We start from the raw sequence: 22,936 nt of genomic DNA, 5'->3' as shown, positions 1-22,936 counted from the left end.
TTGACCTCACTTAGATTCATATATGTATGTACAGCGAAAGGTGAACTCGCAATTGTTGAAAAAATTTAATGAGTCTTTAATGAATCAATAAAGAAACTGTAGGAAATCTAAATGAATAAACATTCAGGAATAGAGTGTAAGTAGCATTAACAAATATTGATTAAACATTAAAACCAGCTTCAATTCTTCAATGAGAATGAGAGCTGGTTTTAATGTTAGCCTATTTTTTTATTTTTGAGCATACATGGGTTCTTCCTGTTCAGTAATCTTGGTTCTTTTTGAGAAAACATGATCGGTGACGATGACAACAACTGAAATAGTAAGAGCCAAAGCCCCGATCCAAGGAAGGTACTGCATCAAACTATTTTTTACCGCAATACCTCCGATACCAGCGCCTGCTGCCATACCGATTTGACCGAACGCGCTATGCAGACTTAAAACGATGCTCGCAGCAGCGGGGGCAAGCGTGATCATTCTTAATTGAATTGGGGTACCGGAAGACCATGCAGCCAGCGCCCAAAGAATGAGTAAGGCATAAAAGAGATATGCGACATTACCGATAATCGGAAATAGCAATAAAACGAGGGCGTGAAGTAGCGTTCCTCCTGCTAGTGTCCGGAATGAACCCCATTTATCTGTACTGAAGCCACCTACTTTAGAACCTAGTGCGCTTGCGATTCCAAATATGAAGAGTGCAGTTGTCACTTCTTTATTACTCATACTGAAGACATCTAGCAAGTAAGGAGAAATATAGGTGAATACGACAGAATAAGATCCTAACCATAGGAACGTAATCAATAGATAGGCTGAAATCCTTGGATTCATAAAGAATTTCACCTGTTCACGTAAGGGAACAGGTTCCTCTGCTACAGTGCGCGGAATTATGAAGGCAGCTAATACAGCAAGTAGCAATCCAATGATACCTAAACCGATGAAAATTACATTCCATTCGTAGTGAGAGGCAATGACTCTTCCGATTGGAACACCAACGACTAAAGCAGTACTATTCCCCATAACAACCGTTCCAATTGCTCCACCTTGTTTTCCAGGAGCGGCTAAGACTGCTGCAAGTGTCAAAAGAGTTACTTGGATGACCCCCGCACAAAGTGCAGATAGAATACGTGCTGTCATCAACATTTCATAGCTGGATAAGAATGCGATCAACACATTTACAATCGAAAATATGGTCAACGCGTAAACCAAAAGCTTTTTACGTTCTAGTCTTGCAGTCATCGCAATCAAAAAAGGAGTACCTGCTCCAAAAGCGATTGAGAATACCGTAATCAGCTGTCCTGCAGAAGATACGGAAATATGACTAGCATCAGCGATCCGGTCTAAAATACCAGCGATAACATATTCAGATGTGCCGTTTAAAAAGCTGATGATAGCAAGTAAATAAATTTTCCACATATAAGACATGATAATTGTCCACCTCTATCTTTAATTTGATATTTCTAAAAAAATCGATTTATAGCAATCAGTGATTCATTTTGCATCTTAAATCGTTGCATTACATTAACGGATAGCCTCTTTTGTGAGCGCGAAAGTTAAGCATGTTATTTCATAATGGACGGTGCATGAATTTGAAGTAATTCACGATCCAAACGGTAATAAACATAAGTTCCTTCTTTGTAGGAACTAAGTAGCCCACTATCTGTTAATTGCTTTAGATGGTGAGATAAGGTCGAATCTGCAATGGATGAAAGACGTGCTTTGATATCTGAACAGCATAAATCAGAGTTTGTATAAAGTAAGCGAACAACCTTTAGTCGTGTTGTCTCACCTAGAGCTTTGTGAATTTTGATGAGCTGCTGTTCTGATGAAGTTGCGAGCATAATTACACCCTCTTTCCTGGTCAAGACATTTTACGTAAACGTCCATCGCTCAAATGAAATTAAATGCATCCATTTTGAATCATAGGAGATGGAACGCTTTTCTAAGAACAATTCATTACGAGTTGAAAATCAGCTGAATTTTTACTTGAAATGAAGCACCTACCCATAGTACATTAGCTGTTAATATTAATGAAATGCATATTTGTAATAGGGGGTATATCAAAAACGTTATGAATAAATCACATATAGAACTCATCATTCAAATTGCAGAATCGGGTAGCTTTACTAAAGCAGGAGAGCAATTGCACATGACACAACCAGCAGTCAGCCGTACCATTGCTTCGATCGAATCGCAATTGGGAACTAAATTGATTAAGCGAGATAAGAAAAATGGGGTCTTTTTTACGGAAATTGGAGAAGAAGTATTAGTTATTTTAAGAAAGATTATGAGTGAATTTCATAAAATAGATGAATTGGTGGCAGCTGAACGAGGGTTAGAAATCGGAAAGGTTCATGTTGGGGTGTATAACACGGCCTATACTCGTTTCCTTCCGAAGATTGTGCGAACGATGGAAGAGCGGTATCCAAGGTTAGAAATCAAGTTATGGGAAGGAAGTATAGATCAAATTAAAAAATGGTTGCGAACAGAGTGTGTGGATGTAGGGGTTATCGTCGCAGATGATCAAGAATTTGATACAGTGCCCTTTGTAAGCGATCAGTTGATGGTTGTCTTAGCAACTAATCATCCATTAGCACAACAATCAGAAATTCATATTTTAGATTTAGAAAATGAGTCACTTCTGATGGAGAAAAATGAAACTGGAGCTCGAATTTCTACTTTATTCCGAAGTCATGAGATAGATCCAAAAATTAAATTCGAAATGGAGCATATTGAGACGGGGATTAGCATGGTACAAGAAGAACTAGGTATTCTAGTGACGACAGAACAAAGTATGGGTTTGTTGCCGAAAACCGTAGTATCACGTCCATTGATGCCTGAAACATTCCAAAATCTGAAATTGGCAGTTCGGAATCAAAAAGAGAACTCAAAGGCAACAAACGTCTTTATTCAAACAGCTCTTTCTTTATTTGCACAAAATCAAACCGAGACGTTTTGATGTAAAGAATACAATTAAATGACCCTTGCTTATGAACCATAAAAGAAAGGTATTCCTATGAAGGAATACCTTTCTTTTATTCAATTTCTTAAAATTTCATTTGCCTTTTTTTCTGCTGTTTTTTCATCTGTCCAGTCCATTTCAGACAGCATACTCGCTTGAACTTTTTCGATCTGTTCACGTGTGTAGCCAAGTTGCTCCATCGCGATGGCGGCATAAGCAATTGCTTGATTATTAGTCATGGTTAAACCTCCAACTCTATTTTATTGTCAGTATTATCCTACTTTTTTATAGTACTTGATTTAATGAAGGAGAGGGCATGTTTTTAACGGCTACGGAAATCTTGTTCGGGTACATTGAAATGACGCGTTACGATTTGTCGGACTTTTTCTAAGTCACGATCTTCCGTCGAAATCATTTCGTCGTACCATGCTTTTTCGAGAGCTTGTTCTGTCTCCTTACTGACGACTTCTGTGTTCAGGATGTGATGGTAGGGTCCCATTGCATCATCCAGGATGTGGAAGTGTTGGCTGATTGGTTCTTCGCCCGGGATGACGAGCGTATATGCGACGGTCTCATGTTCGTCGAAGTCGCGGTCGTTGGCTTTCGCGAACGGTTCGAAGAAGTCTGTTGCCCCATGGACGAGCATCATCGGTTCTTCGAACGTTGACAGGTCTTGCTGCGTGTCCTGCTTAGCGATGCTTGTCAGATAAGCGCTGACGTCTTCCGGTGATTGTTGCATGATTCGTTCTAGCCGTTCAGCTAACGGTAATCCGCGCTCGGTGATCTGTGCTTTCTGTTCGATGTGCTCAATCATTTTGTTGGGTGATGCTTCGCGTTCCAAGATTTGCTCCTGCTCGAGCGAAGTATGAATCTCGCGGATGAAATGACCGGATGTTTGATGGACTTCGTGCAACAGGTCTTCTTTATCGCGCAAGTCCCTGCCTTGCGTCCAGTTAGCGAGATACGACAATGAAAACTCGTCCGTCGGAAAACCAAAGTGTGCCGCTACCGTGTAAGCGACCATCTCCGCCTGGAATTCCTTCTCGTGCGGATTCAACTCGATTCCGCGTTCTTCATTCCGTTCCATGTTGTGCAGATTGGCATGCGCGAGTTCATGGATCAGGACGGTCACGTTCTCAATGTCCGAATTCCGAGGATTGAGGGCGATCGCGTTCAGTTCCGGATAGAAGCATCCTTTCGCCGTACCAAGCTCGCTTAACGGCTGATCGAGTATTTTCACGTCTTGTGTCTCGGCAATCCCGTTCAATGCACGGCGAAACGTTTCCGCCTCACGAAGCGATCCATTTCGATGATAGGAAGCGAAGAGCTCGGAGACTTCGAGTCCTTTCTCCCGAGCATCGGTCTGCGTGTACTCGAAGACGTGACCAATCTTGTAGTACATCGCTTTCCGTGTCGGAAGAGAACCTTCCTTTGCACGTTTTTGCTCCGTCTTCGTGGCGTCCTTCCATGCCACCCAATCCGTATCTCGTTTGATGAAGGTGACGGGGGAGGGGACGAAAATCTTGATCCCTTTCTCTCCTTTTTGAACCTGTACGCCTTGCTTCTCCCAGTACGCATAGGAACCGACGGCGCGTGCGCCTTGGAACTGTTCCTCGATCAACAGCATGTTTCGCGTCGAGTAGCGATGGAATCGGCTCATGAAGTCGAGGTGTTCCTTGATGCTCTCCTGATTGACGAAGTGGGAGGCGAGCTGCGTCTCCATCTTATCGGTCAACGCTTGGACTTCCTTCTGGTAATCTTCACGTGTTTTCTTCTTGTATGCCATACCACTCACGCTCCTTCCGACGAAACGGACGAATCAGCAGCACCTTCAAAATCGTTCAACTCTTCTAATACCATCGGGTCATTAGCCAGTCGATCGAGTAGTAGATGACGGTAATCACGTGATACCAGGAGTAATACCAAGGGTTCTTTTTGCAAGAGTTGTAATAGCGCGTATTCCTCCTGTGAAAGGGAAATGTCGTAGCGCGCTTGATGAATCATGACGGTGACGTGGGTCGGATGCAATTCGAGAAATGTCGCGAGTGTGAAGGCTTCGAGTCGTTTCATTTGTGAATCATCCTTTCTTCATCTGAATGCTTATGTTGCTTTCGTTGGTCGATTCGCTTTCTTACAGCCGTCTCTGCCGTCTCAAGAAACGAGGGACGGTATTCGGTCGTCGGAATGATGTCTTCGATGCTTTCCGTCTGCATCAAGGCTTGTACGAGTTCGATCAATACCTGTGTCTGAAGGTCTGTTTGTTGGACGCTCTTTCGTAACGGAGAAAGACTTTTCGTGATCTGTTCTTCCCAGAACGACGTCAACTCTTGCTCGATTTGTTTCGAGACGGAACGACTGACATAGTTCAAATCCCATTGCTTTTTGATCATCTCTTGATAGTCGCGGATGATATGATCGATTGCCGGACCGATCCCGGACAACCGTTCTCTTTCCCGGTATTCCTCTAAAAATTCAGCGGTCACGGCACTCATCTTGATCCGGACTTGTTTTGTTTCCTCCATTGCCGGTCACCTTACCTTTCGTGTTGGACTTCCTGTTCAAGTTGTTCAAACGCACGCTGATTCTTGATGTGGTCCCATTCATCATTCATGTGTCGTCCGATCCGATAGAGTGTCTCTTGCATGATCCGTTCACGTCGAAACGCTGATCGGATTTTTTGTTTAGGTGAGGATGTATCCCCCTTCGTAGGCTTCGGGAACGACTTATCTGATTCACGCATCTCGGACAGGATGGCGTTTCCCATTCGTGTATAGAGATCCTGTTCTTTCGTCTTCCGATAAGTCGCTGCTTGCGATGCCGATCCGTAACTTCGCTCGTAGAATGCGACCTCCGTATCGAGTCGTTGCTTGAACGTGGCGTGTTCTTTCTCGAAGTGCGTCGTAAGGTACGTGTCAGTCAATTGATTGAGTGAAGGACGCAGCTCTTTCATGCCGTTCAGGTTGTAATACCACTGCCGTTTATCGTCCGGTAGTCGTTTCTGGATCGCTTTGTATTGGCGTACGAGTGCTGGATGTAGCACGCGATTCGAAACGGATAGTGTTGCGTGATTTCGTTTGTGAGCCAGAACTTCATCACGAATGAAGACATTCAATTTCTCCTGTTCACGTGTCCGGTCGGCGAGTGTCTGGACGACTTGTGCCTTCATCTTCTCGATCGTTTTCGGTTTGCGTTTGCCCCGTTCGCGTGGATGAATCGTCTCGACTGTCGCGACATGGACGTGGATGTTATCCGTGTTGTAATGAATCGCAGCGGTCCACGTCGCATGTAGCATTTGTTCCTTTTCAATCATCAGCGCGGTCGCATTCCGTGTCGCCTGCATCAACCGCTGTTCATCGATATAACGATTTTCTTTGACGCCGACTTCCTGTAACCACGCTTCATCGAACGAGATGACGTCTTGCCAAAGGATGCTGCCGTTCTCTTGCGCCCGTCGAAAGATATCGCGTAACTGCTCTCGTTCCCTCGCATTCAATCGGTCTTGCGTTGCCGTAAACAGACCACTTGATTTCAGTTCGTCTTCCATATAGTCGTGGTAGTTCTCGAATTGATGCGACCGTGCTTTCGTCTCCGGACGATCGATGTAACTGAGGTAGGTCGTATAACGACGCGCACGTCGAGTTGTTTGTGGCAACTTGAACTTCGACTTGATGATGACGCCGGGAATGTTACTCATCCTGCATCACCTCACGGAAGAGTGTAGTCAATCGTTCGAGTTCGGTTGCGCTCCGCTTGAGGTGTAGTGTATTCGCTTCGAGCTGTCGTTCGAGGCGTGCTACTTGCGTCGACTGGACGCCGTCCGCGCACCAGGTCGTCAACAATCCTTTCAATAATTCTTGTCGAGAACACATCTGTTTCTCCGCCTGTTCGTCGAGTTGTTTGACGAATCGGGGATCGATGTCACGAATCAAGAGATCCATCTGCTTTCCTCCTTCCATCACGAAAGTGAGTCTCAATGTTCTAAAAAAGTTAAATGACTTTCGAACAATTACTTCGTTCCTCCTGTCATTAGAAGTGAGAAAGGTGATCCTACTTAGACAAAGAACGGAGGAAACATATGCAATCCCTCATCGAACACAGTTACGCACTTGGAGAAGCCGTGAGCGTCTCCTTAATCGTCGAACTTCTGAAAAGTATCTGGTCGAAGATACAGCATCATGAGATGAAAAGAGTCGAAAAGAGTGACGTAACAGAATCGATTTAAGAGTGGATGAAGGTCAATAGAATAACTAAATGTACGTCGGTTTTTTAGAGGAGAAAAACCAAAAATAGTTCAAAACTGTGAAAAAAGAGCATAAGGGGAAACTGCTATCACTCAGCGTGCTAGCCTAGGCGGAGCCTAGTGTTTCCCTGATATCATTAAAATCGCCAAAAGGTCACACCGCGTGCCACTAAAAACGACATTTTGGCACGGCGTTTGCCACCTTACCATTTCAGTTCACGTGCTTTAATGCGCAACTGATCCTGCTTTTTTTCTTCTTGTGTGAGTTGTTTTTTCAATTCCGTTTGTCGTAACAGTGCGTCTTCTTTGTCTTGCTTCAGATTGAAGATTTCATCCTCACGTTCGACTTGTTCATCGAGTGTCAGGTCAGGTAAAGTGGCTTGTTTTGCCTCGATGTCCTGTTCGATTTGTTGGATGAGGGAAGCGTGTTCTGTCTGTTCACGCTTCATGTTCTTGATCCGTTTTTGACTTTGTATGTGCTCGTCAGCGAGAAAAAGTTGTGCATAATCGTCCGCTTGTTGAATAGAAAGTGACGTCTTTAGGACACGTCGCTGATCCATATAGAGTGATTCGACGAGCGTGTCTTCTCGCTTCGTCGCACTCAGCTTCTCGAGTGACTGTTCGGGCTTAATGACATACAAACGGAGGGCTAGCTGCTCAAAGTCGCGAGGTACATCTTCGATTTCGAAGACGTAGTGCTCGTCCTGTTGATAGACGACGCGGACGTGTTGCTCATCCGCTGGTCGTTCCTTGTAGGCGATGCGCGCCACAAGCTTTGACGCGTAGTCTTGAGGTTGATCGAACTGAAGACGGATGCGCATTTGTTTCCCCTGCACATCATGGGACCAATCGAGAAGCGTAACGGTCTGTCCATTCGTCAACCGTTGTTCTTCACCGATAGGTGTCGCATTGATCGGTTGTTCCTCAGCAAAGAAGAGGGAAGAGAAACCGAAAAACAGAAAACCAATCAAGAAGAACAGACCTGTTCCGAGGTAGAGTCGTGACCAGTCACGGGTCAGCGTCTTTCGTTTTCCTGGATGCATTTAGACACCTCCTGACGTTTGAAGGCTCTTCATCTGATCGACAACGTAACGTTTATCTTGATGCGTAAAGGTCAGTTCAACTAATTCTTCAGACGTCTCTTCATAACCATTGGAATCAATCGTCAACGTCCGTTGGAAGCGGACGATACAATGTTCTGGATCGTCGTGACGCGGAAATACTTCGATGTCCGAGACCGAAGCGCTGAACTTACTATCGCTTCCGCTACTCGCGAAGAACGTCTGTTTGAGAGACTCCGACATATACTGGGCGGCTTGTCGTTTGCGCGTCGGATAGGTCCCATCTTCCCATGTGAAAGCGAACGTAATGAAGCGTTCCGCGCTCTTAGAGATGGTCGAATCGTGCTCTTGCTCTTGTTCGCCACTCGAGATGGGAGAATCTGAAACCGTCGTTCTTGATAACACCTTCTTCTCGTCTTTCTCGACGATTCGATGCGATTCATCTACTGCCATCGAACGATATTGATAGACATTGGCACTGATTGACAGCAGCAGACAGAACAACACGAGCCACAGGAGATGACGACTCGTCAATGCCATAGTTCATCCCTCCCTATAGCGAAAACAGTGGTGCCGGATCAATGTGACCGGACCAATCACTCGTCTTAAATTCGATGTGCAGATGATTCCCGGTCGAACGTCCGGTCGACCCACACATCCCGATCGCTTGTCCGGCTTCAATCTTCTGACCCGTCTTAACCTGGCGTGCAGAAAGGTGGGCGTAAGCGGTAATCCAGTCACCTTTTTTGATCTGAATCAGTTGCCCATACGGTCCGCGTAAGCCGCTATAGGTAACGGTACCGGAACGGACAGCGTGGACGGTATCTGTATCGTGACAACTAAAATCGATGCCCGTATGAACGTCCGTCTTTCCGAAAACAATCCGTGATCCGAAACCCGACGTCATTTGAAGCGGGATATCGAGCGGGGCATGTAGCTTTCCTTTGATCGGTCCCGTCTTGCCTTCTGCCAGTACCGTCGGCGTCAGATAACGAAGGACGGCATCGACATATTCGATGTCACCGTAACAGGCTTGATGCTCGATTGCGCTCGGACGATGGCATTGATAGATCCCGCTCTTCTTGACGCGCTGGTACATCATCTGGGAAAAGGAGATCGCGAGTTGTTTCGTATAGCGCCCTCCATTTTCTTGGACGTAATCGATGAAGCCGCTCCCGAAGTTGTAACTTTGGAGCGTCAGCTTGACGTCCTCGTTCGCTTGCCGGAAGACGGACGCGAAGTGTTTCACACCGTACTGAATGCTCTCGTCAGGCGAGGTGATGCAACCAATCCGTCCGCACTTCGATTCACTCGCTTGCATCGGATCGTTCCCGCGCCCGCCACTTTCCTGCATCATTAACGCAAGGACGACGTTCGTCTGTCCCTCGAGTTGTTCCTTCTTTAATTCACGTGCGATCGCTTCGCGGTATTGTAAGACATCATCACTGACTTGCAGACTCGCATCCGAGTAAGCGATCGGTGTCTCGGTCGCCTGTTCATTTTCGATCCCGGTCAACGTATCGAGAATCCCTGCGACGATGATGGTTAGTAGGAGAAGCAGAAGTGCGATTCCGAGAGCAATCAGACGATACTTCAAGGTCAGGAGTCGCCATTTTATCCGGACGGCGACACGTGCCGACTGCCGGACCGTACTCCACATCAGGCACCACCTCCGAACAAGGTCAGCTCCTCGGGTGAGACATCGACATCGAAGATCAGCGTCTTCACACCGGAGATACTGAGGACGATCCGTCCCGTCTCGAGCGACGGAATCAACCGCGTCTCACTCTCGGTCAACTGTCCGTCGAAGACGGTCTGGATCGTCGGGATGCTCTCGGCGTCTTGTTCGCCGATGAACTTATACTGCGTTAGCTGGAACAACGTCTTGACGTTCTCTGCGTTCTCCGACTTCGAACCGGTCGGAACAAAGTCCGTGATCAAGTGCGAAGCGAAGAAGATACCACCGAAGTATTTCCGTGCTTCCCGCATGAACTGTTGTAGGTACAGGATTGCGGGTTGGGCGATATCACGCGTATTGATCAGGTGATGTGCCTCATCGATGACAATCAGATACTTGAAGGCATCTTCGATTAATAACTCGCCCTGGTTGTAGCTACGGAGTTGTCCGGCACCGTTGAGGATCATCCCGTCCCACAGCATGTTCATCAGATTGAAGACCTGTGCCTGAAAGATTTCGTCTTTCAGATTGGTCAGGTTGCGTAGCGGGAATGAGACGATCGCTTCTTCATCGAACCGTTCGATCGAAGAGTGTCCGTCGAAGATGTTGCCGTAGTTGTGGACGAGGTTCGTGATGGCGAGCTCGATGTTCTCAAGTCGTCTGACACGGTTCGTACTGATCGTCTCGCGGATCGTCGTCCGTGCAGCGTCCGCATACAATTCAGAGCGAACGAGCGCTAAGAAGTCGGAGAAGACCGGATAGGTGTTTGCTGGGTGCGTCGTGATCGGCGCGTCACCGTCCTCGTTCCAGAGTCCCTTCTCAAGATAGAGTTGCCGTAAGAGAATCTCGAACTCGTTCGCTTCTTCTTGCGTAGCTGCTGGATTGATGTAGTGATAGAAGACCGCAATCTTCGATAAATGTTGCATGAACGAGAGCGCCTCATCCGCCGAACCGTCGGCGTGCGTCACTGTCTTATAGACATGGAGCGGATTGATCCGCCCGGCGGAGCCGTCGAGCGCGATTTCCTTTCCGCCCAGTTGTCGGACGAGGTCAGAGAACTCACCTGTCACGTCCAAGATGCGGACGTGATTCCCTTTGATCGCTTGATCGAGGACCGTCTTCTTGAGCAAGGTCGATTTCCCGGAGCCCATCTTGCCGATCATCAACGCGTTGTAGAACTTCCGTTGTTTGTCCTTATGGAACAAGTCGAAGATGACACTCCCGTTCGTATCCGTCGTCCCGTAGTAGGTCCCAGTCGGATCCTGTAGCGCCGTGAAGTGGAATGGATAACCGCCCGCGATCGAGAGCGACGGAATCTCTTTGCCGCGACGACGATTCGGTAGTTTTTGTTGTTGCTCATAGCTGAGGAAGAGACTCTGCCACTCCCATTCCTGTTCGTTCAGGAAGACGGTTGCGCGGAAGTTCCGTGCCTCCAGTTCTTCCATCACATCCTGGACTTGGCGTTCGAGTACGTCGAGTGTCTTCGCTTTAACGTAGAGACGGAGATGCAGGTACTTCATCGTCTCGCCCTGCGTGATCTGTTCGTAGAGTTCGTTCAATTCCTTATACGTCTCCCGCGCATCAATCCGGTCGACGTTATCCTTTGCGTTCTCGAAGCGCGTATTCTGCTCAGCCATCGACTTGTTGATGGTCCGGATTATCTCCCGTTTGTCCGCCGTCCCGATGTCGAGCGTCGTCAGGACGCCGGGAAGGTTGAGGATCGGTTCGAGCCAGAAATCGTAGACGGTCGATTGATACTTATAGACATGGAGGCAGGCGAGATAACCGTCGCCGGTCCGTACATAGTTCGGCTCGAAGCGGAGTCCGCCTTGCGGTTGAATCGCTTGGACGAATGTCGGATTGTAGCCGTCTTGTTGTTTGATTGTTTCCGGGTCTTGCTTTCGTAAAAAACGTGTACGCCACATGACACCATCACTCCTTTCCGTCCTGAGTCGGTTTCGTATTCGAGTTATGCAGCTGGAACAACACATGCATTTTCTGTTCGAGCGTCAGTTCGACCATCGGATTACTGCGCCGGAGCAGTTTCGTCAATTGATGTCGTCGTTCTCGCAGCATCGCCTCATCCGGGGCATAAAAAAAGAGGAGATAGTCGCGATTGGTGCGATGCTCTTCGAGGTAGATCAGTTCCTGTTTTTTCTTTTGCAGGAACGGGCGATAGGCGGTGTTTTGATTTTGCCGTAGCTGTCGTTCGATACGCTGTTTCTGTTTCTCCAAATTAAGTGGTGTATTGAGCGGAATCACCTTCAACGGATGAATGTACGCCTGTAACAGATAGGCAAGGGAGAAGATGTCATGGTCCTTCTCGGTCTCGGACAATCCATAAATATCCTTCGAAGTCAGCTGGATGATGTCGCAGAACGTCCCATCCTGCATCTCGAACCCATCGAGCGCCGTGGCATCAACGATTGGTAGCAGAGAGGCGACAGAAGGCGGAATACGGACGTGCTTCTCCTTGCGCGTTGGTGGTGTCGTCAACTGAACCTCGTCGAGCCAGGTGATTTCAGAAGTGGTGTCAGTCTTTAATCGTGTGTCTTCCGATAAACTCATCCCATCATGCTCCTTTCGTGTCATCTTTTTGGTCGGTCAAGGCAATATAGGTATCCTTCTTCTTGATGAGGGCGTAATAGAGCACATGAATCATCCGTTTCTCTGGATTCGTCGTCGGTCGGATGACGAGGAAGAGTCCGAACGCGACAAGGAAGAACGTGAACGGCAGATGTAAGGCGTCCGGGATGAACGGAAGGGCAATCAACCGGACGATGATCAAAGCGACGAGAAAGAGTAAATCATAGAGATAGAGCATCTTATTGATCTTCAGCTCGGTCGTGACTTCGTTCGGAATTCGGTACTGGCGCTGTTGCATGTTCTCACTCCTTTTTCGGATCTAGGCGCGGGACATCCGTCGAGTACATCCGGGACGACTCTGACGTCACACGTGTCTGCACTTGTTCGACATGCTTGAGTTCTTTTTGTGTCGTCGTCTCCAGTGTCTGATAGATTGATTTTCGTTGCCTCCGTGTTCCGGATGACAACTCAGGCGACGACTCACTGATGGACGGTGAGCCATTGGAAGAGCTAGACGACGTGATGTTCGATGACACATTCTCTGTCGTTTCCACAGAATGAGTTGACGTATTAGTCGATTTGTCGAATCGTGTCGAATCTACTGAAGAAGTAACAGGGTCGCGATGTACTCCGGAAGTCTGCGGAGACGATGTGACCGGTTGTGATGTCGTTGATGTTTCGGACACTTCGTGCTCATCAGGTAAGGCGATCGGTTGAGCATTCGATGACGCATTGGACATCTTCGATTGTGTAACCGGTATTGTCGATTGCGAAGTTGATGACACAGGTGTTGGTCGTGCGACAGAATCTGCGCGAATCATAGTGGTGGATGCACTTGTCGTTGCTGCAGTATGGTCCTTTTGTGCTGTATGATTGGTTGCCATGTCACTCGACTCGACATGTTGCTGCTCTCGTCCCACTGGGCGTAATGTCGACTCTTGTGTTTGCGAACGGATCGGAACACTGTCTGACGAGCGATCAGGGCGACCCGTTGGTGTGCCACCACCTGATGGAGGATTCGGTGGTAACTTCGTACTGGCAGCTTCCGAGGCAGATGGAGTAGTTGGTTGCGATGTCCTCTTCATCGTCTGCCCAGCGATACGAGCCCCGACTTTTGCTGTTCCTTTCCCGACAGCATACGCTCCGAGTGCGACACCCCACCCACGTTTCAGACCCGCATCGATCCCGAAGAGGCGTTCGACCATGTTTGGTCCATCAATCAAGGCGGCGGAGAAAGCAATCAACGCGATCAAATAGGCGAGACCATCGAGTGTATCAGCCAGATAAGCCGTTCCAATCGTGTAGAGCTTAATCGAGACGAAAATCAAGATGATGACGAGGAACGTGTTCAGGATGCTTTGAATGACCTTCTTCGTCTTTTGTCCGCTATGCAGGTCGGCGGGGGCGACTAAAATCGCTAGAACATAATTAAAAGCCAACTCGAACGAAAGTCGAGCCAGCTTGTAGGCAATCGAGAAAAGAGTGAAGCCCATCACACCAAGGGTGACGAGAATCGTCAGCCAGTTCGGGTGATACCGGTAGTAATATTGGTTATTCCAATCAAGTCCGCTTTGGTCGAGTTCACCTAGTACTTCTTCACTACCGTCCCAAAGAATAAATGATTTTGAGAGTTTTGATCCAGTAGTGGAGACGTCTAGTTTATTGCTATCGAACACCTCGTTAATCTGTAACCCTTTAATCAATTTGGTCGGAACATTATTTTTCACGTCATTTTCTGTATAGTTTTTAAAGTCATTTTTATCGTATGCTACTAAGTCGTTTAAATTTTCTTTGAGTATTGTCTCAGATATAGTTTCCTTTTCAGGACCATATATATTACCACTTTTGATTTGATCGACTGCCAGATTGGTAAAGTCATTTAGTTGTTTCATGGTGGGTGAGAGTAGTCCTAAAATCATCAGTGAGATGAAAAGATTGATAAGAAGACCTTCTCGATCAAATTTCTTTTGAAAAATGATTAGATAGCCTGTAAAAACAAAGCTGGCGGCTAATAATACATACAAAAAAGGTTGAATCGTCTGAACGAATTCAACCACCTGAGGATTATTAAAGAATGTTTTAATCATTAAAATATCATCTGTAAGACTTTCGAGTGAATCAATCAATAAAGAAAGACCTCTGACAAAAATCCACCCCACAGTTCGCAAAGCATCGTTGACTAAATTACTTAAGTTAAAAAGTCGTTCGAATTCGGTAAGTTTCTGGATAATCTGAGCATCAGACATATCTATCCAGGCCTCCGTTTCATACTATTTATTATTAGCTATAAACTCATTGACGGTATCAGCAAAGGTTTCATCGGTCAGGCGATTGACATTTAAAGTATCTTTAATCTTACCTTCATACACATAGTACAAACTCTCGCCCTTTAGAGTCGAGGTATACTCAAAGTTCGCACGATTCACTATTTTTTTTGAGTCCGGCTGAAAAGTATTATAGATGTGAATAGGTACTTCATTTTTTTGGGCTAACGAATCAAGTTTACTTTGATATGAGCCAATATCTCCGTCTTCCTCTTTTAAAATCAATAGAAATCCTTCTTGCTTTCCATCCATTAGATTTTCTACCTTGGATAACTTTACTTGATTCGCATGACTAGATTCTTCAGTTTCACTACAACCGACTAAAAGTAACGCAGAGGAAATCAATAGTCCGGAGAGTACTCGTTTCGCTTGCATGCCTCCACCCCTTTTCCGTTTATGACACCTGTTCCGGGTCCGTCAGATCACAATTGCTGACATGGACCCGGAAATCGAATGTGTCTATAAGCGTAACAGTTTTTCGGTCGCCTGAGTCTGGGTCTTCTTCCTCAAATACGACAAGGAATCCGTCCCGGGTCTGGATGTTCAAGACTTCTCCACGACGGAGGCGTTTCTTGTTCTCCTTGATGATGGTCGCGATGACGCGGAGTTCGCGCTGGACGCGTTCCGTGCGTGTCAGTTCTGTCATATGATGCCCTCCTTAGACGCCATGACGAAGTTTCTCGAGTCGTTTGCTGATGATCGTCTTCAAAAAGTGACGCTGGTTGTCCGTCACAGGAATCGTCCTGTCCAGGATGCCTTGCTCGAACAAATCAATCGGTAACGTATCGTATTCTGTCGTCTCGAAAATCGAGCGTAGGATTTTCGGCTGCAGGACATCGCAGACGCGCCACTCTGTCGCATCCATCGTCTCCTCATCCTTCTCATCGCTCTTCGATGCAACTGAGGCACTGAGATGGAAGGGGACACGGAGCGTATTCAAATCAAGATGTGCGTGCGCGCAAGGGATGACGAGGTCATTGATGGAGCAATCCGTATCGAAGTCATCCGTTAGGTATTCATAACGATATTTCATCGCCGTCCGACCGGTCAGGAAGAGCGGATAGGACTTGATCCGTCTCTGCTGTTTGTCTTGTCGCTTGATTACACGGATGATCAGCATCTCACCTTCCTTAAGTCCCATCACCTCGGTTGCCGTCAGCAAGCGCCGACCATCGACACTCTCCGTCTTCGACTTCGAGAGAGAGAAGGTCTGCCCGGAACGCGACTTCGTGACGATCGTCTGCTCGCCGAGCTTCTTCGAAATCAGTTCTGCCGTCGACTCGTCTGCCGTCAACAGGTAGTGCGTATTCCCACAGTTCCCGTCGATTGTCTTCCAGTCCTCCCCGTAGAGGTTCTCGAGTTGCGCGTAGGACTGGATGACGAGGTTGAAGCGGATGTTCCGGCCGAGACAGACGGTGATGATGTTCGCCATCCCTTCGATCGCTGGCATGTTCCCGAACTCGTCGAGGAGGAAGATGACCTGCCGTCCACATCGTCCGCTAGTCGCTTGTGAGGCGACGCGTGCGAGGGAGGTATAGACCTGTTTGACGTACAGCGAGGCGATGACGTTCAGCGTCGGATCATAGTCCGGGACGATTAGGAAGACGGCGACCGGACGCGGATGCTGACGAATCTCTCGGATGTCGATTGGTGCATCCGTCGTCCATTCGAAGACGCCGTGCGTCTCGTCTCTCCAACCCGATAGTGACACGGTGTACTGTTCTCCTTCGCTTTCGACGATGATGTCATCACCGATGACGAGGGGTTCCTCATGATGGAGTCCGAAACTCCCGTCGTCGTCTGTCGTCAAGGCGAGCTGCCTTCCGCTCGGGAAGTGGAACGTCAGCCGTGACAGGGGGAGGGCACGCCCGCGGATCCAGCGATTGAAACCAATCAGTCTCATGTCGAGCGAGTTCTGTGCCGTCAAGCGGGCCGTCGCATCGAGCGTGAAGATGCCGAGCTTGGCGTTGGTGTTGGCGAGTATGCTCGCGCGCGTCTGACCACCGGAGAAGTGAAGCGTCGCGTATTGCATGCGTGCCGGATGATTCTCCGGGAAGGCGTCGAAGAAGGCGTCGAGCGCAGATTGTTCCCGTCCCATCCCGTCGGTGACCGTCCGTGAGCCGAGGTCGGACAGCATCAGGGCGACGTTATACATCGTAATCTTCTCCGGTTCATGTCTGGATTGTTCACATAACCCGAGGATCAAGGCGGTGCAGAGGTCCGTCGAGGAGTTGCTCCAGAACGGGTCCTTCGCCTTCGGGTCATGATAGAGCATGTAGGCGACCGAGCGCGCGTATTGCTGGGCGAGCGAATAGTTCTCGTCCAGATAGGCGTCAATCGTCAGTTGCAGCAGGTTGTAGGACATCGACTGGGACGGATTCATCAGGTTCAGTACCTCGACTTGGTACCCGCGGGCCTCGAGCGTTCTCTTGGAGGCCGCGAACAACTCTCCCTTCGGATCATTGATGATCAGGCTTGCCTGCACTTCCGCACGACTGTAGAGGTCAATCGTCGAGAAGACGAACGTCTCGCCCTTCCCTGACCGGGTCGTCCCGATGACGAGGTTGTTTACCGCGCTATCGTCGATGTAGAGACGATCACGATGGCGACCGACAGGGACACCGCCGAGTCCGGGGTACGTCTCCTTACGGTCCGGCACGTCACGATACTGTTGTCTCAACTCCTGGAACGTCGTGAAGCGGGCGCTCCCTTTCTGTGCTGCTTTGAGATCGCGGAAGTTGAGCCAATACTTCAATAAGAGAAATCCACCAATCAGGAGGCAGCCGCTGAATAGTACGAGTGAGAGGGAAGATGACCAGGCGAGCGTCGTCCACCAATCGGACTCGTACTGCAACGGTGACCCGGTCGTCAGCTTCCCGTCACGGAAGAGGTTCTCGACTGTCCGTCTCAAGAACTGGAACGCGACATTGAGTATCATGAACAATAAAGTGGGGAGCACGACCAAGAAGACGAGACATCGCCACAACCAAGGGGATGAAATGGCAGATCGATGAGAGATTATCTTCATTATTTCAATCACCACACTTTCATTTAATAATCATATTCAATTGTCTTTGCTTCGCTTCGAGCGACTCGTTTAGCTTTTCGAGTGCTTCTTTGTCCTCCTTCTCCGATAACTGTCGCTTTTGATTCTCTAGCGCTTTGATTTCTTCATCCAATCGGACAAATGTCGCTACTTGTTCCTTCAGCTTCTCGTCCTGGACCGTCCGGACGCTCTCCTTCGCCTTCGCCACATCCTTCAGTGCGATGTAGGCACGTGTTCTGGCTTCCTGACGTACGGTCGTCATCTCGACATCCATGAGCGAGACGGCACGTCTATAGTCTTTCTGTAGGATGGCAAGGTCGAATGTCCCTTCGTCCGTCGGATGGACGGCTTGGAAGGATTGCAACGTGTCCTGACGATTGGTCGCGAATCGCTTCGACTGCATGATGATCGTCTCCACATCGATCGGATCCTTCGTCACGGAGACCGCTTGGTCGTAGTCCTGTTCTTCGACATAGTGCGTGATCAGGAATTGCTGTTGTTCATCGTTCAATGACTGTCGTTTTTCAAGGTTCTCGACGAGTGGGCCCGTCTCACCGGTCAGTGCTGCTTCATAAAGAGGTCGCCAACCTGATGCTTCAGCTCGGACGCCGCTCGGAAGGTCCGGCTGCACGAGCCGGACCACGGTCAGCGCGCCGAGGAGCAGCAGGCTCACACCACTGGCACCGTAGACGATGCGACGTTGTCCACGACGTAAGCGGGATATGTGTGTCGCATCCGTGTTACTTCGAGTCACTGCTTCGGTCACCATCGTCTTGTAAGTCTCTGGCGTCAACCGTTCCAAGTTCTCGAGCAATAAAATCTTCTTCGTCGCATCCTCCTTCCGGATCCGGATGTTCGGGATTCGTTCCTTCAATTGCTGATAAAGATTCGGATAAGTCGTGTCACCGAACTGGAATGTTCCCTTATAGACGAGCTGGTCGTCATCATCGAAGATCCGGAACTCACTCGAGAAGCGTTCGTTCGCTTGCTGAGCTTCTTGATGGACTTGCGTCGATAATAAAAGCGCCTCCTCATACGGGAGACGATCATAGTTCGGAAAGGCTTCTTTCGGTATATCCGTGAAACGGATGAAGAGCATATATTCTCCTCCTTTGAAGCGAGACATCGTAACGAGGGCAATAAAAAAAGCCATCCAATCTGGAATGACGGTCTGTTCAATCACTTATTCAATTAGAATTTGATGTTGTCATTGACCATTTCAGCCAGCGTGACGGCGCCCGTAATGACAATCAGACCGACGGCACCACCGATGAGCCAACCGACTGCCTTTGATCGTCCGCGATCTCCACCGAAAATGAAGTAATAACCAGCAACTACGAAAGCAATCGCTGCCGAAATGACGGCGAGTCCTTGAAAGAAATTTAATAAACTAAGCCCTGTCTCATTCAATCCCATCTGTTCTCCTCCTCTCAATCCCGTGAAGTGGCTGCAGGTGATATAAAGTTCAGTTTCGAGTCGAGCGCCTCTAAAATGAGTTCTTGGTTCTCCTGGATGACGAGTTGATGCTGGGTGTCGAGCCACTCCTCATAGTCTTTCCCTTGGATCCGGAGCAACTTCTCGGCAAAGGTCTTGTTTTGCTTCTGTTCACGTGTCGGCATAACATACACTCCTTCCTTGAGGTCGATGCGCAGCAGCACATCCTTAAGGACAGTCGGAGTAGAACAGGGTGGTGGGTTTAGAGCTCGTTCTCCCACGAACTCTGATGTCCAGTACCGGGCATCTGTCTAGGGTTTTTCGCTGACCCTCAACGAACATGTGACCTGTGGGCGAGTTTTAGGCGACTCTCGCCGAACCGTTTCTGCGTATATCCCGCTCACCCGGTCACACGTGAGGGACACGCCGATATGTGATTGGAAGGACTATCCTTAGCGATATGCTGCTACGATCATCAATTCCTCTTCTTAATTGTTGGTAGGTTTCATAAGTAGATAGATGCACATGGATGTCTCAGTGATGGACCAGTCTGCGACGTGAGACGTGAATCAGTTCGTCATCCGGATGTTTCCGTTTTGCGATGACTCGATTCTCCCCGACGACGGTCCGGATTCGATAATAGAGTTGTGCGATTTCTTGAGTCTCATTGCTTTCTTGTTCGATTGCGATTCGCCCGTGCAGTTGGTATGTCTTGCCATCGAACGTACGGATGGAATCCGCTAGCGGGAGTTCTGCTAGATTGAAACGTTCCTGCTTCAGATGCGACCAGTTCCGTTTCTTCTCCATCCTCAGGTCGAACTCATCCCAAGGGATGGATCCCAGTGTCTGTTCGCAGGCTGTCGCGAGTATTTTGACGTCGAGAATCGAAGGGATAGAACGACTTCTTTCATAGGCGCTGATGGTCGCCTGTGAGATTTCGCCGTACGTTCTCTCCGCCAACTCTACCTGACTCCAACCATGTTCCAGACGCTCGCGCCGTAGCCACTCTCCGAATCGGTACATACACATGCTCCTTTCCTTCGAGAACTTCATTATGACAATGTCTTCCTGGTGATAGTTAGAATATAGCAGATTATTCTGTTAATTCAATTAATATTTTGATATGTCAAATATGTTACGGATGTCGGATTTTGTCGAGTTGGCTCATAGATAATGATTGAGTCGCTTGATAATACCGAATAAAAAAATATGTATTCAAAATGTAACGTCAGATCCAGATAGAATTAATCAATCGTGAGAGACAGAGATGCCCTTAAATCGGAAGTAGTATTAGTTACAAATAATTCTAAAATCAACAAATTACGCAGGCTAAGAAACTAGAAACGTTATGTCATAATTCGGTCATCTCCCTCGATGACCTATCATCGTATTCACTTATTGAATAAAATATGACTTATATGTTTTAAAAAAAAGATTTTTATCACACTCAAAAATTATATAAAAAAATGTTTTTCGTGTTCTTTAGACTGTATATAACTAACAATGTTAACTTTATTTAAATATATTTTTACTTAATTTTATTTATTTTAAATACGTTTTAATATTTTATTCGTCTTCAAAAAGCATTTGTTTGGATATTACATATAATTACTTTTCGTTTATCTTTTAACGCAATCATTATTTTAAAAAATATAAATGCTATGCTTTATTTGCAATTGCAGCTACAAAAACAATCATTAGAAAAGAGGAGTTTACATGAAATTAGCAGAGTTGAAAATTGATGGATTCGTAGAAGTATCTGAGAAATCAGAACTCGCAAAAATCAATGGTGGTGGGTTCTGGAAGTTCCTGAGCGATTTAGGAAAATACTATCGTAACGTTGATCCAAGCCTTATGTAATTCAATTTCATCATAAGACAAAGAGAACCTTCTCAAAAATGAGATAGGTTCTCTTTGTTGATACTGTTTTTAAGATGCATTCTTATCGAAGAAGATTGTATTGAAAAACTTAACGTCTTTCTTCAGTATAACTTGGGTGACGCCCATCTTCTGACTTAACAAGAGATATACATATGCGCCGAGGATTCCGTTCACGACTAGTTCTAAGAGTGATTTAATCCTTAAATCAAAGTTAGTATATGACATTTCTTTATTCAGAATGAAGACGGTCAGCCCCATTATCGTACTCATTGCCAAAAAGAAGAAGAACCTTTTCAGGATGACAGAGAAATTATATCTCAATATTTTATGAATCACCATGAAATTGATTGCTATGGAGGCTCCATATCCTATTGATGTAGCGATTATTGGACCAATTTCATCAAAAGCCATCACAAGCGGTTTATTCAAAAGCATCTTCAGCACTAAACCAATCATCAAGCTAATGATAGCGAACTTTTGCTTGTTGATACCTTGTAGTATGGCTGCCGTAACAGTGAAGAAGGCAAAAAGAATTGCAACAGGTGAGTAGTACCTTAAAATATGGGAGCCTACCTTGAAAGAGTTTTCGATACCGAAGAACGTTACATACGCCGATTCCGAAAGAATCGACATCCCGATGACTATTGGGAGGATGATGAACAAGAGCATTTGAAAACTTTGGGTCACTTGGTTTCTCAGCATTCTAAAATTACGAGCTGTATATAATGCAGTGACACTAGGAATTATCGAAAGACTCAGTGCCGTAGCAAAAGAGACAGGTATCAAGACCAATGTCTGTGTTAATCCAAGTACCGAGTTCAGCGTCTCAGCTTGGACCATGCTATGTCCATTCGTTAAAAAGATTTTATTCAAGCTGAAGGTATCGATCAATTGATAAAGAGGTATGGCCAATCCCACTATGACAAAAGGTATTGCATAGGATAGTAACTCTTTGTACATTCCAAAAGTTGAAATTTGATGGTTCACATGCGAGTTGATTTTCATCAGATTGATTTCATTGTTTTTGACTTTCCAAAAATACATCATGACTACTAAGCCTGCTAGTGAACCTACCAAAGCCCCGGCTGTTGCTACACCAGAGGCGATGGCTATACTTTTATCCAGTAGCTTGATTACGACGAACGTACCAGCCAGTATCCAAACCACTCGAACGATTTGTTCGATGACCTGAGAGACAGCTGTAGGCTGCATGATTTTATATCCTTGAAAAAATCCTCTTGAAATACTCAGGAAGGGGACTACTAATAGTGCCAGACTCACACATTTCATGACTAACACGACATCTTCCTTCGTATTACCGGACTTACTATCTCCTACAAGGTAATCCGCGAGTAACGGCGAGAGGTTGTACATGATTAAGAATGTCGCGATTCCTGAAAACGCCATATAGAAAATACTAGACCTGAAGAGTCTATGTCCGACTCGATAGTCTCCTAATTCGTTATATTTAGATACAAATTTTGATACTGCCAAAGGTAAGCCTGCGGTAGCGATACTCAGCATAATCGTGTAGGGCCTATAGGCATACATATAGAGGGCAAATCCTTGTGTTCCCACTAAATGAGTAAACGGGATGACATAGACAAAACCAAGAAACTTGGAAATGAATGTCGCCATGGTAAGTATGAACGTGTTCTTTAACAATTGTTGTTCTTGCATAAACTCATCTCCATAACTAAGTAAATCAATATTTTACCTATATAAATATA

General features: G+C 46.8%; 26 protein-coding genes. 3 read left to right on the top strand and 23 right to left on the bottom strand.

Translation table 11 applies throughout. The annotated features are described in order from the left end of the window. Positions 1-228 precede the first annotated feature (228 nt). Positions 229-1,419 carry an MFS transporter gene (locus KNQ09_RS16125; RefSeq protein ID WP_214859045.1) on the bottom strand — a complete coding sequence of 397 codons (1,191 nt, stop codon included), beginning with the start codon at positions 1,417-1,419 and terminating at the stop codon, positions 229-231. Positions 1,420-1,556: 137 nt separating this feature from the next. Continuing rightward, entirely contained in the window at positions 1,557-1,835 is a 279-nt protein-coding gene (locus tag KNQ09_RS16120; protein ID WP_214859044.1) for an ArsR/SmtB family transcription factor, read from the bottom strand. Between the two features lie 194 nt (positions 1,836-2,029). On the opposite strand from KNQ09_RS16120, the gene KNQ09_RS16115 reads away from it, so the two are divergent. Further along, entirely contained in the window at positions 2,030-2,953 is a 924-nt protein-coding gene (locus KNQ09_RS16115; protein WP_353049763.1) for a LysR family transcriptional regulator, read from the top strand. A gap of 80 nt (positions 2,954-3,033) precedes the next feature. On the opposite strand, the gene KNQ09_RS16110 is transcribed toward KNQ09_RS16115, so the two are convergent. The 6 genes from KNQ09_RS16110 to KNQ09_RS16085 all read right to left on the bottom strand — a co-directional run bounded on the left by KNQ09_RS16110 (position 3,034) and on the right by KNQ09_RS16085 (position 6,894). Further along, positions 3,034-3,195, bottom strand: a complete 162-nt coding sequence (locus tag KNQ09_RS16110) for a hypothetical protein (RefSeq protein ID WP_214859042.1) — start codon at positions 3,193-3,195, stop codon at positions 3,034-3,036. Positions 3,196-3,278: 83 nt separating this feature from the next. Next, positions 3,279-4,742, bottom strand: a complete 1,464-nt coding sequence (locus KNQ09_RS16105; RefSeq protein WP_214859041.1) for an ArdC-like ssDNA-binding domain-containing protein — start codon at positions 4,740-4,742, stop codon at positions 3,279-3,281. Positions 4,743-4,747: 5 nt separating this feature from the next. Next, positions 4,748-5,026 carry a hypothetical protein gene (locus KNQ09_RS16100; protein WP_214859040.1) on the bottom strand — a complete coding sequence of 93 codons (279 nt, stop codon included), beginning with the start codon at positions 5,024-5,026 and terminating at the stop codon, positions 4,748-4,750. After that, complete coding sequence (locus KNQ09_RS16095; RefSeq protein WP_214808513.1) at positions 5,023-5,478, bottom strand: hypothetical protein; 456 nt, start codon at positions 5,476-5,478, stop codon at positions 5,023-5,025. The genes KNQ09_RS16100 and KNQ09_RS16095 overlap by 4 nt, the downstream gene beginning before the upstream one ends. Positions 5,479-5,489: 11 nt before the next feature. Beyond that, complete coding sequence (gene mobP2 / locus KNQ09_RS16090) at positions 5,490-6,650, bottom strand: MobP2 family relaxase (protein ID WP_214859039.1); 1,161 nt, start codon at positions 6,648-6,650, stop codon at positions 5,490-5,492. After that, positions 6,643-6,894: a hypothetical protein gene (locus KNQ09_RS16085; protein ID WP_214859038.1), complete on the bottom strand. Its 252-nt coding sequence runs from the start codon at positions 6,892-6,894 to the stop codon at positions 6,643-6,645. The genes mobP2 and KNQ09_RS16085 overlap by 8 nt, the downstream gene beginning before the upstream one ends. A 137-nt stretch (positions 6,895-7,031) precedes the next feature. Between KNQ09_RS16085 and KNQ09_RS16080 the strand changes: the two genes are divergently transcribed. Then, complete coding sequence (locus KNQ09_RS16080; protein WP_214859037.1) at positions 7,032-7,178, top strand: hypothetical protein; 147 nt, start codon at positions 7,032-7,034, stop codon at positions 7,176-7,178. A 221-nt stretch (positions 7,179-7,399) separates the two neighbouring features. Here the strand turns inward: KNQ09_RS16080 and KNQ09_RS16075 are convergent, their stop codons facing one another. From KNQ09_RS16075 to KNQ09_RS16010, 14 genes are all read right to left on the bottom strand, one after another. Next, entirely contained in the window at positions 7,400-8,239 is an 840-nt protein-coding gene (locus KNQ09_RS16075; protein ID WP_214859036.1) for a hypothetical protein, read from the bottom strand. Continuing rightward, positions 8,240-8,797 (bottom strand): hypothetical protein, encoded by a 558-nt coding sequence (locus KNQ09_RS16070; protein WP_214859035.1) that lies wholly within the window; start codon positions 8,795-8,797, stop codon positions 8,240-8,242. Positions 8,798-8,810: 13 nt separating this feature from the next. Beyond that, positions 8,811-9,917, bottom strand: a complete 1,107-nt coding sequence (locus KNQ09_RS16065) for a lysozyme family protein (RefSeq protein WP_214859034.1) — start codon at positions 9,915-9,917, stop codon at positions 8,811-8,813. After that, complete coding sequence (locus KNQ09_RS16060; protein ID WP_214859033.1) at positions 9,917-11,860, bottom strand: VirB4 family type IV secretion system protein; 1,944 nt, start codon at positions 11,858-11,860, stop codon at positions 9,917-9,919. Before KNQ09_RS16060 ends, KNQ09_RS16065 begins: the two co-directional genes overlap by 1 nt. Positions 11,861-11,867: 7 nt before the next feature. Beyond that, positions 11,868-12,503, bottom strand: a complete 636-nt coding sequence (locus KNQ09_RS16055) for a hypothetical protein (protein ID WP_214859032.1) — start codon at positions 12,501-12,503, stop codon at positions 11,868-11,870. A 4-nt stretch (positions 12,504-12,507) separates the two neighbouring features. Next, on the bottom strand, positions 12,508-12,819 hold the full coding sequence (locus KNQ09_RS16050; protein WP_214859031.1) for a DUF5592 family protein: 312 nt from the start codon (positions 12,817-12,819) through the stop codon (positions 12,508-12,510). A 4-nt stretch (positions 12,820-12,823) separates the two neighbouring features. Continuing rightward, positions 12,824-14,767 carry a pLS20_p028 family conjugation system transmembrane protein gene (locus KNQ09_RS16045; RefSeq protein WP_353049762.1) on the bottom strand — a complete coding sequence of 648 codons (1,944 nt, stop codon included), beginning with the start codon at positions 14,765-14,767 and terminating at the stop codon, positions 12,824-12,826. Between the two features lie 24 nt (positions 14,768-14,791). After that, positions 14,792-15,220: a hypothetical protein gene (locus KNQ09_RS16040; RefSeq protein WP_214859029.1), complete on the bottom strand. Its 429-nt coding sequence runs from the start codon at positions 15,218-15,220 to the stop codon at positions 14,792-14,794. A 19-nt stretch (positions 15,221-15,239) separates the two neighbouring features. Continuing rightward, entirely contained in the window at positions 15,240-15,491 is a 252-nt protein-coding gene (locus KNQ09_RS16035) for a hypothetical protein (RefSeq protein ID WP_214859028.1), read from the bottom strand. A gap of 12 nt (positions 15,492-15,503) precedes the next feature. Beyond that, positions 15,504-17,783 carry a VirD4-like conjugal transfer protein, CD1115 family gene (locus KNQ09_RS16030; RefSeq protein ID WP_214859027.1) on the bottom strand — a complete coding sequence of 760 codons (2,280 nt, stop codon included), beginning with the start codon at positions 17,781-17,783 and terminating at the stop codon, positions 15,504-15,506. Positions 17,784-17,892: 109 nt separating this feature from the next. Continuing rightward, positions 17,893-19,044, bottom strand: a complete 1,152-nt coding sequence (locus KNQ09_RS16025) for a hypothetical protein (protein WP_214859026.1) — start codon at positions 19,042-19,044, stop codon at positions 17,893-17,895. A gap of 38 nt (positions 19,045-19,082) precedes the next feature. Next, positions 19,083-19,307, bottom strand: a complete 225-nt coding sequence (locus KNQ09_RS16020) for a hypothetical protein (RefSeq protein ID WP_214859025.1) — start codon at positions 19,305-19,307, stop codon at positions 19,083-19,085. Between the two features lie 14 nt (positions 19,308-19,321). Next, the gene (locus tag KNQ09_RS16015) at positions 19,322-19,510 is read right to left on the bottom strand and encodes a hypothetical protein (RefSeq protein ID WP_214859024.1); all 189 of its coding nucleotides are present in this window, start codon (positions 19,508-19,510) and stop codon (positions 19,322-19,324) included. A gap of 349 nt (positions 19,511-19,859) precedes the next feature. Beyond that, positions 19,860-20,348, bottom strand: a complete 489-nt coding sequence (locus KNQ09_RS16010) for a helix-turn-helix transcriptional regulator (protein WP_214859023.1) — start codon at positions 20,346-20,348, stop codon at positions 19,860-19,862. A 693-nt stretch (positions 20,349-21,041) separates the two neighbouring features. Between KNQ09_RS16010 and KNQ09_RS16005 the strand changes: the two genes are divergently transcribed. Beyond that, complete coding sequence (locus KNQ09_RS16005) at positions 21,042-21,185, top strand: hypothetical protein (protein WP_214859022.1); 144 nt, start codon at positions 21,042-21,044, stop codon at positions 21,183-21,185. Positions 21,186-21,254: 69 nt separating this feature from the next. On the opposite strand, the gene KNQ09_RS16000 is transcribed toward KNQ09_RS16005, so the two are convergent. Beyond that, positions 21,255-22,886, bottom strand: a complete 1,632-nt coding sequence (locus tag KNQ09_RS16000) for a putative polysaccharide biosynthesis protein (protein ID WP_214859021.1) — start codon at positions 22,884-22,886, stop codon at positions 21,255-21,257. Positions 22,887-22,936: the final 50 nt, after the last annotated feature.

Source organism: Exiguobacterium sp. s191 (genome assembly GCF_018618955.1).
GTDB classification, from domain to species: Bacteria; Bacillota; Bacilli; order Exiguobacteriales; family Exiguobacteriaceae; genus Exiguobacterium_A; species Exiguobacterium_A abrahamii.
This window is presented reverse-complemented; position numbering and strand designations above follow the sequence as displayed.

Bases quoted from the DNA above. Each gene is read 5' to 3' on its own strand.
- KNQ09_RS16060 (WP_214859033.1), bottom strand. From the start codon at position 11,860: ATGTGGCGTACACGTTTTTTACGAAAGCAAGACCCGGAAACAATCAAA.
- KNQ09_RS16065 (WP_214859034.1), bottom strand. From the start codon at position 9,917: ATGTGGAGTACGGTCCGGCAGTCGGCACGTGTCGCCGTCCGGATAAAA.
- KNQ09_RS16005 (WP_214859022.1), top strand. From the start codon at position 21,042: ATGAAATTAGCAGAGTTGAAAATTGATGGATTCGTAGAAGTATCTGAG.
- KNQ09_RS16110 (WP_214859042.1), bottom strand. From the start codon at position 3,195: ATGACTAATAATCAAGCAATTGCTTATGCCGCCATCGCGATGGAGCAA.
- KNQ09_RS16010 (WP_214859023.1), bottom strand. From the start codon at position 20,348: ATGTACCGATTCGGAGAGTGGCTACGGCGCGAGCGTCTGGAACATGGT.
- KNQ09_RS16045 (WP_353049762.1), bottom strand. From the start codon at position 14,767: ATGTCTGATGCTCAGATTATCCAGAAACTTACCGAATTCGAACGACTT.
- KNQ09_RS16055 (WP_214859032.1), bottom strand. From the start codon at position 12,503: ATGAGTTTATCGGAAGACACACGATTAAAGACTGACACCACTTCTGAA.
- KNQ09_RS16105 (WP_214859041.1), bottom strand. From the start codon at position 4,742: ATGGCATACAAGAAGAAAACACGTGAAGATTACCAGAAGGAAGTCCAA.
- KNQ09_RS16040 (WP_214859029.1), bottom strand. From the start codon at position 15,220: ATGCAAGCGAAACGAGTACTCTCCGGACTATTGATTTCCTCTGCGTTA.
- KNQ09_RS16120 (WP_214859044.1), bottom strand. From the start codon at position 1,835: ATGCTCGCAACTTCATCAGAACAGCAGCTCATCAAAATTCACAAAGCT.
- KNQ09_RS16000 (WP_214859021.1), bottom strand. From the start codon at position 22,886: ATGCAAGAACAACAATTGTTAAAGAACACGTTCATACTTACCATGGCG.
- KNQ09_RS16100 (WP_214859040.1), bottom strand. From the start codon at position 5,026: ATGAAACGACTCGAAGCCTTCACACTCGCGACATTTCTCGAATTGCAT.
- KNQ09_RS16075 (WP_214859036.1), bottom strand. From the start codon at position 8,239: ATGCATCCAGGAAAACGAAAGACGCTGACCCGTGACTGGTCACGACTC.
- KNQ09_RS16085 (WP_214859038.1), bottom strand. From the start codon at position 6,894: ATGGATCTCTTGATTCGTGACATCGATCCCCGATTCGTCAAACAACTC.
- KNQ09_RS16020 (WP_214859025.1), bottom strand. From the start codon at position 19,307: ATGGGATTGAATGAGACAGGGCTTAGTTTATTAAATTTCTTTCAAGGA.
- KNQ09_RS16125 (WP_214859045.1), bottom strand. From the start codon at position 1,419: ATGTCTTATATGTGGAAAATTTATTTACTTGCTATCATCAGCTTTTTA.
- KNQ09_RS16115 (WP_353049763.1), top strand. From the start codon at position 2,030: ATGCATATTTGTAATAGGGGGTATATCAAAAACGTTATGAATAAATCA.
- KNQ09_RS16080 (WP_214859037.1), top strand. From the start codon at position 7,032: ATGCAATCCCTCATCGAACACAGTTACGCACTTGGAGAAGCCGTGAGC.
- KNQ09_RS16095 (WP_214808513.1), bottom strand. From the start codon at position 5,478: ATGGAGGAAACAAAACAAGTCCGGATCAAGATGAGTGCCGTGACCGCT.
- KNQ09_RS16035 (WP_214859028.1), bottom strand. From the start codon at position 15,491: ATGACAGAACTGACACGCACGGAACGCGTCCAGCGCGAACTCCGCGTC.
- KNQ09_RS16050 (WP_214859031.1), bottom strand. From the start codon at position 12,819: ATGCAACAGCGCCAGTACCGAATTCCGAACGAAGTCACGACCGAGCTG.
- KNQ09_RS16030 (WP_214859027.1), bottom strand. From the start codon at position 17,783: ATGATACTCAATGTCGCGTTCCAGTTCTTGAGACGGACAGTCGAGAAC.
- KNQ09_RS16025 (WP_214859026.1), bottom strand. From the start codon at position 19,044: ATGGCTTTTTTTATTGCCCTCGTTACGATGTCTCGCTTCAAAGGAGGA.
- KNQ09_RS16070 (WP_214859035.1), bottom strand. From the start codon at position 8,797: ATGGCATTGACGAGTCGTCATCTCCTGTGGCTCGTGTTGTTCTGTCTG.
- mobP2 (WP_214859039.1), bottom strand. From the start codon at position 6,650: ATGAGTAACATTCCCGGCGTCATCATCAAGTCGAAGTTCAAGTTGCCA.
- KNQ09_RS16015 (WP_214859024.1), bottom strand. From the start codon at position 19,510: ATGCCGACACGTGAACAGAAGCAAAACAAGACCTTTGCCGAGAAGTTG.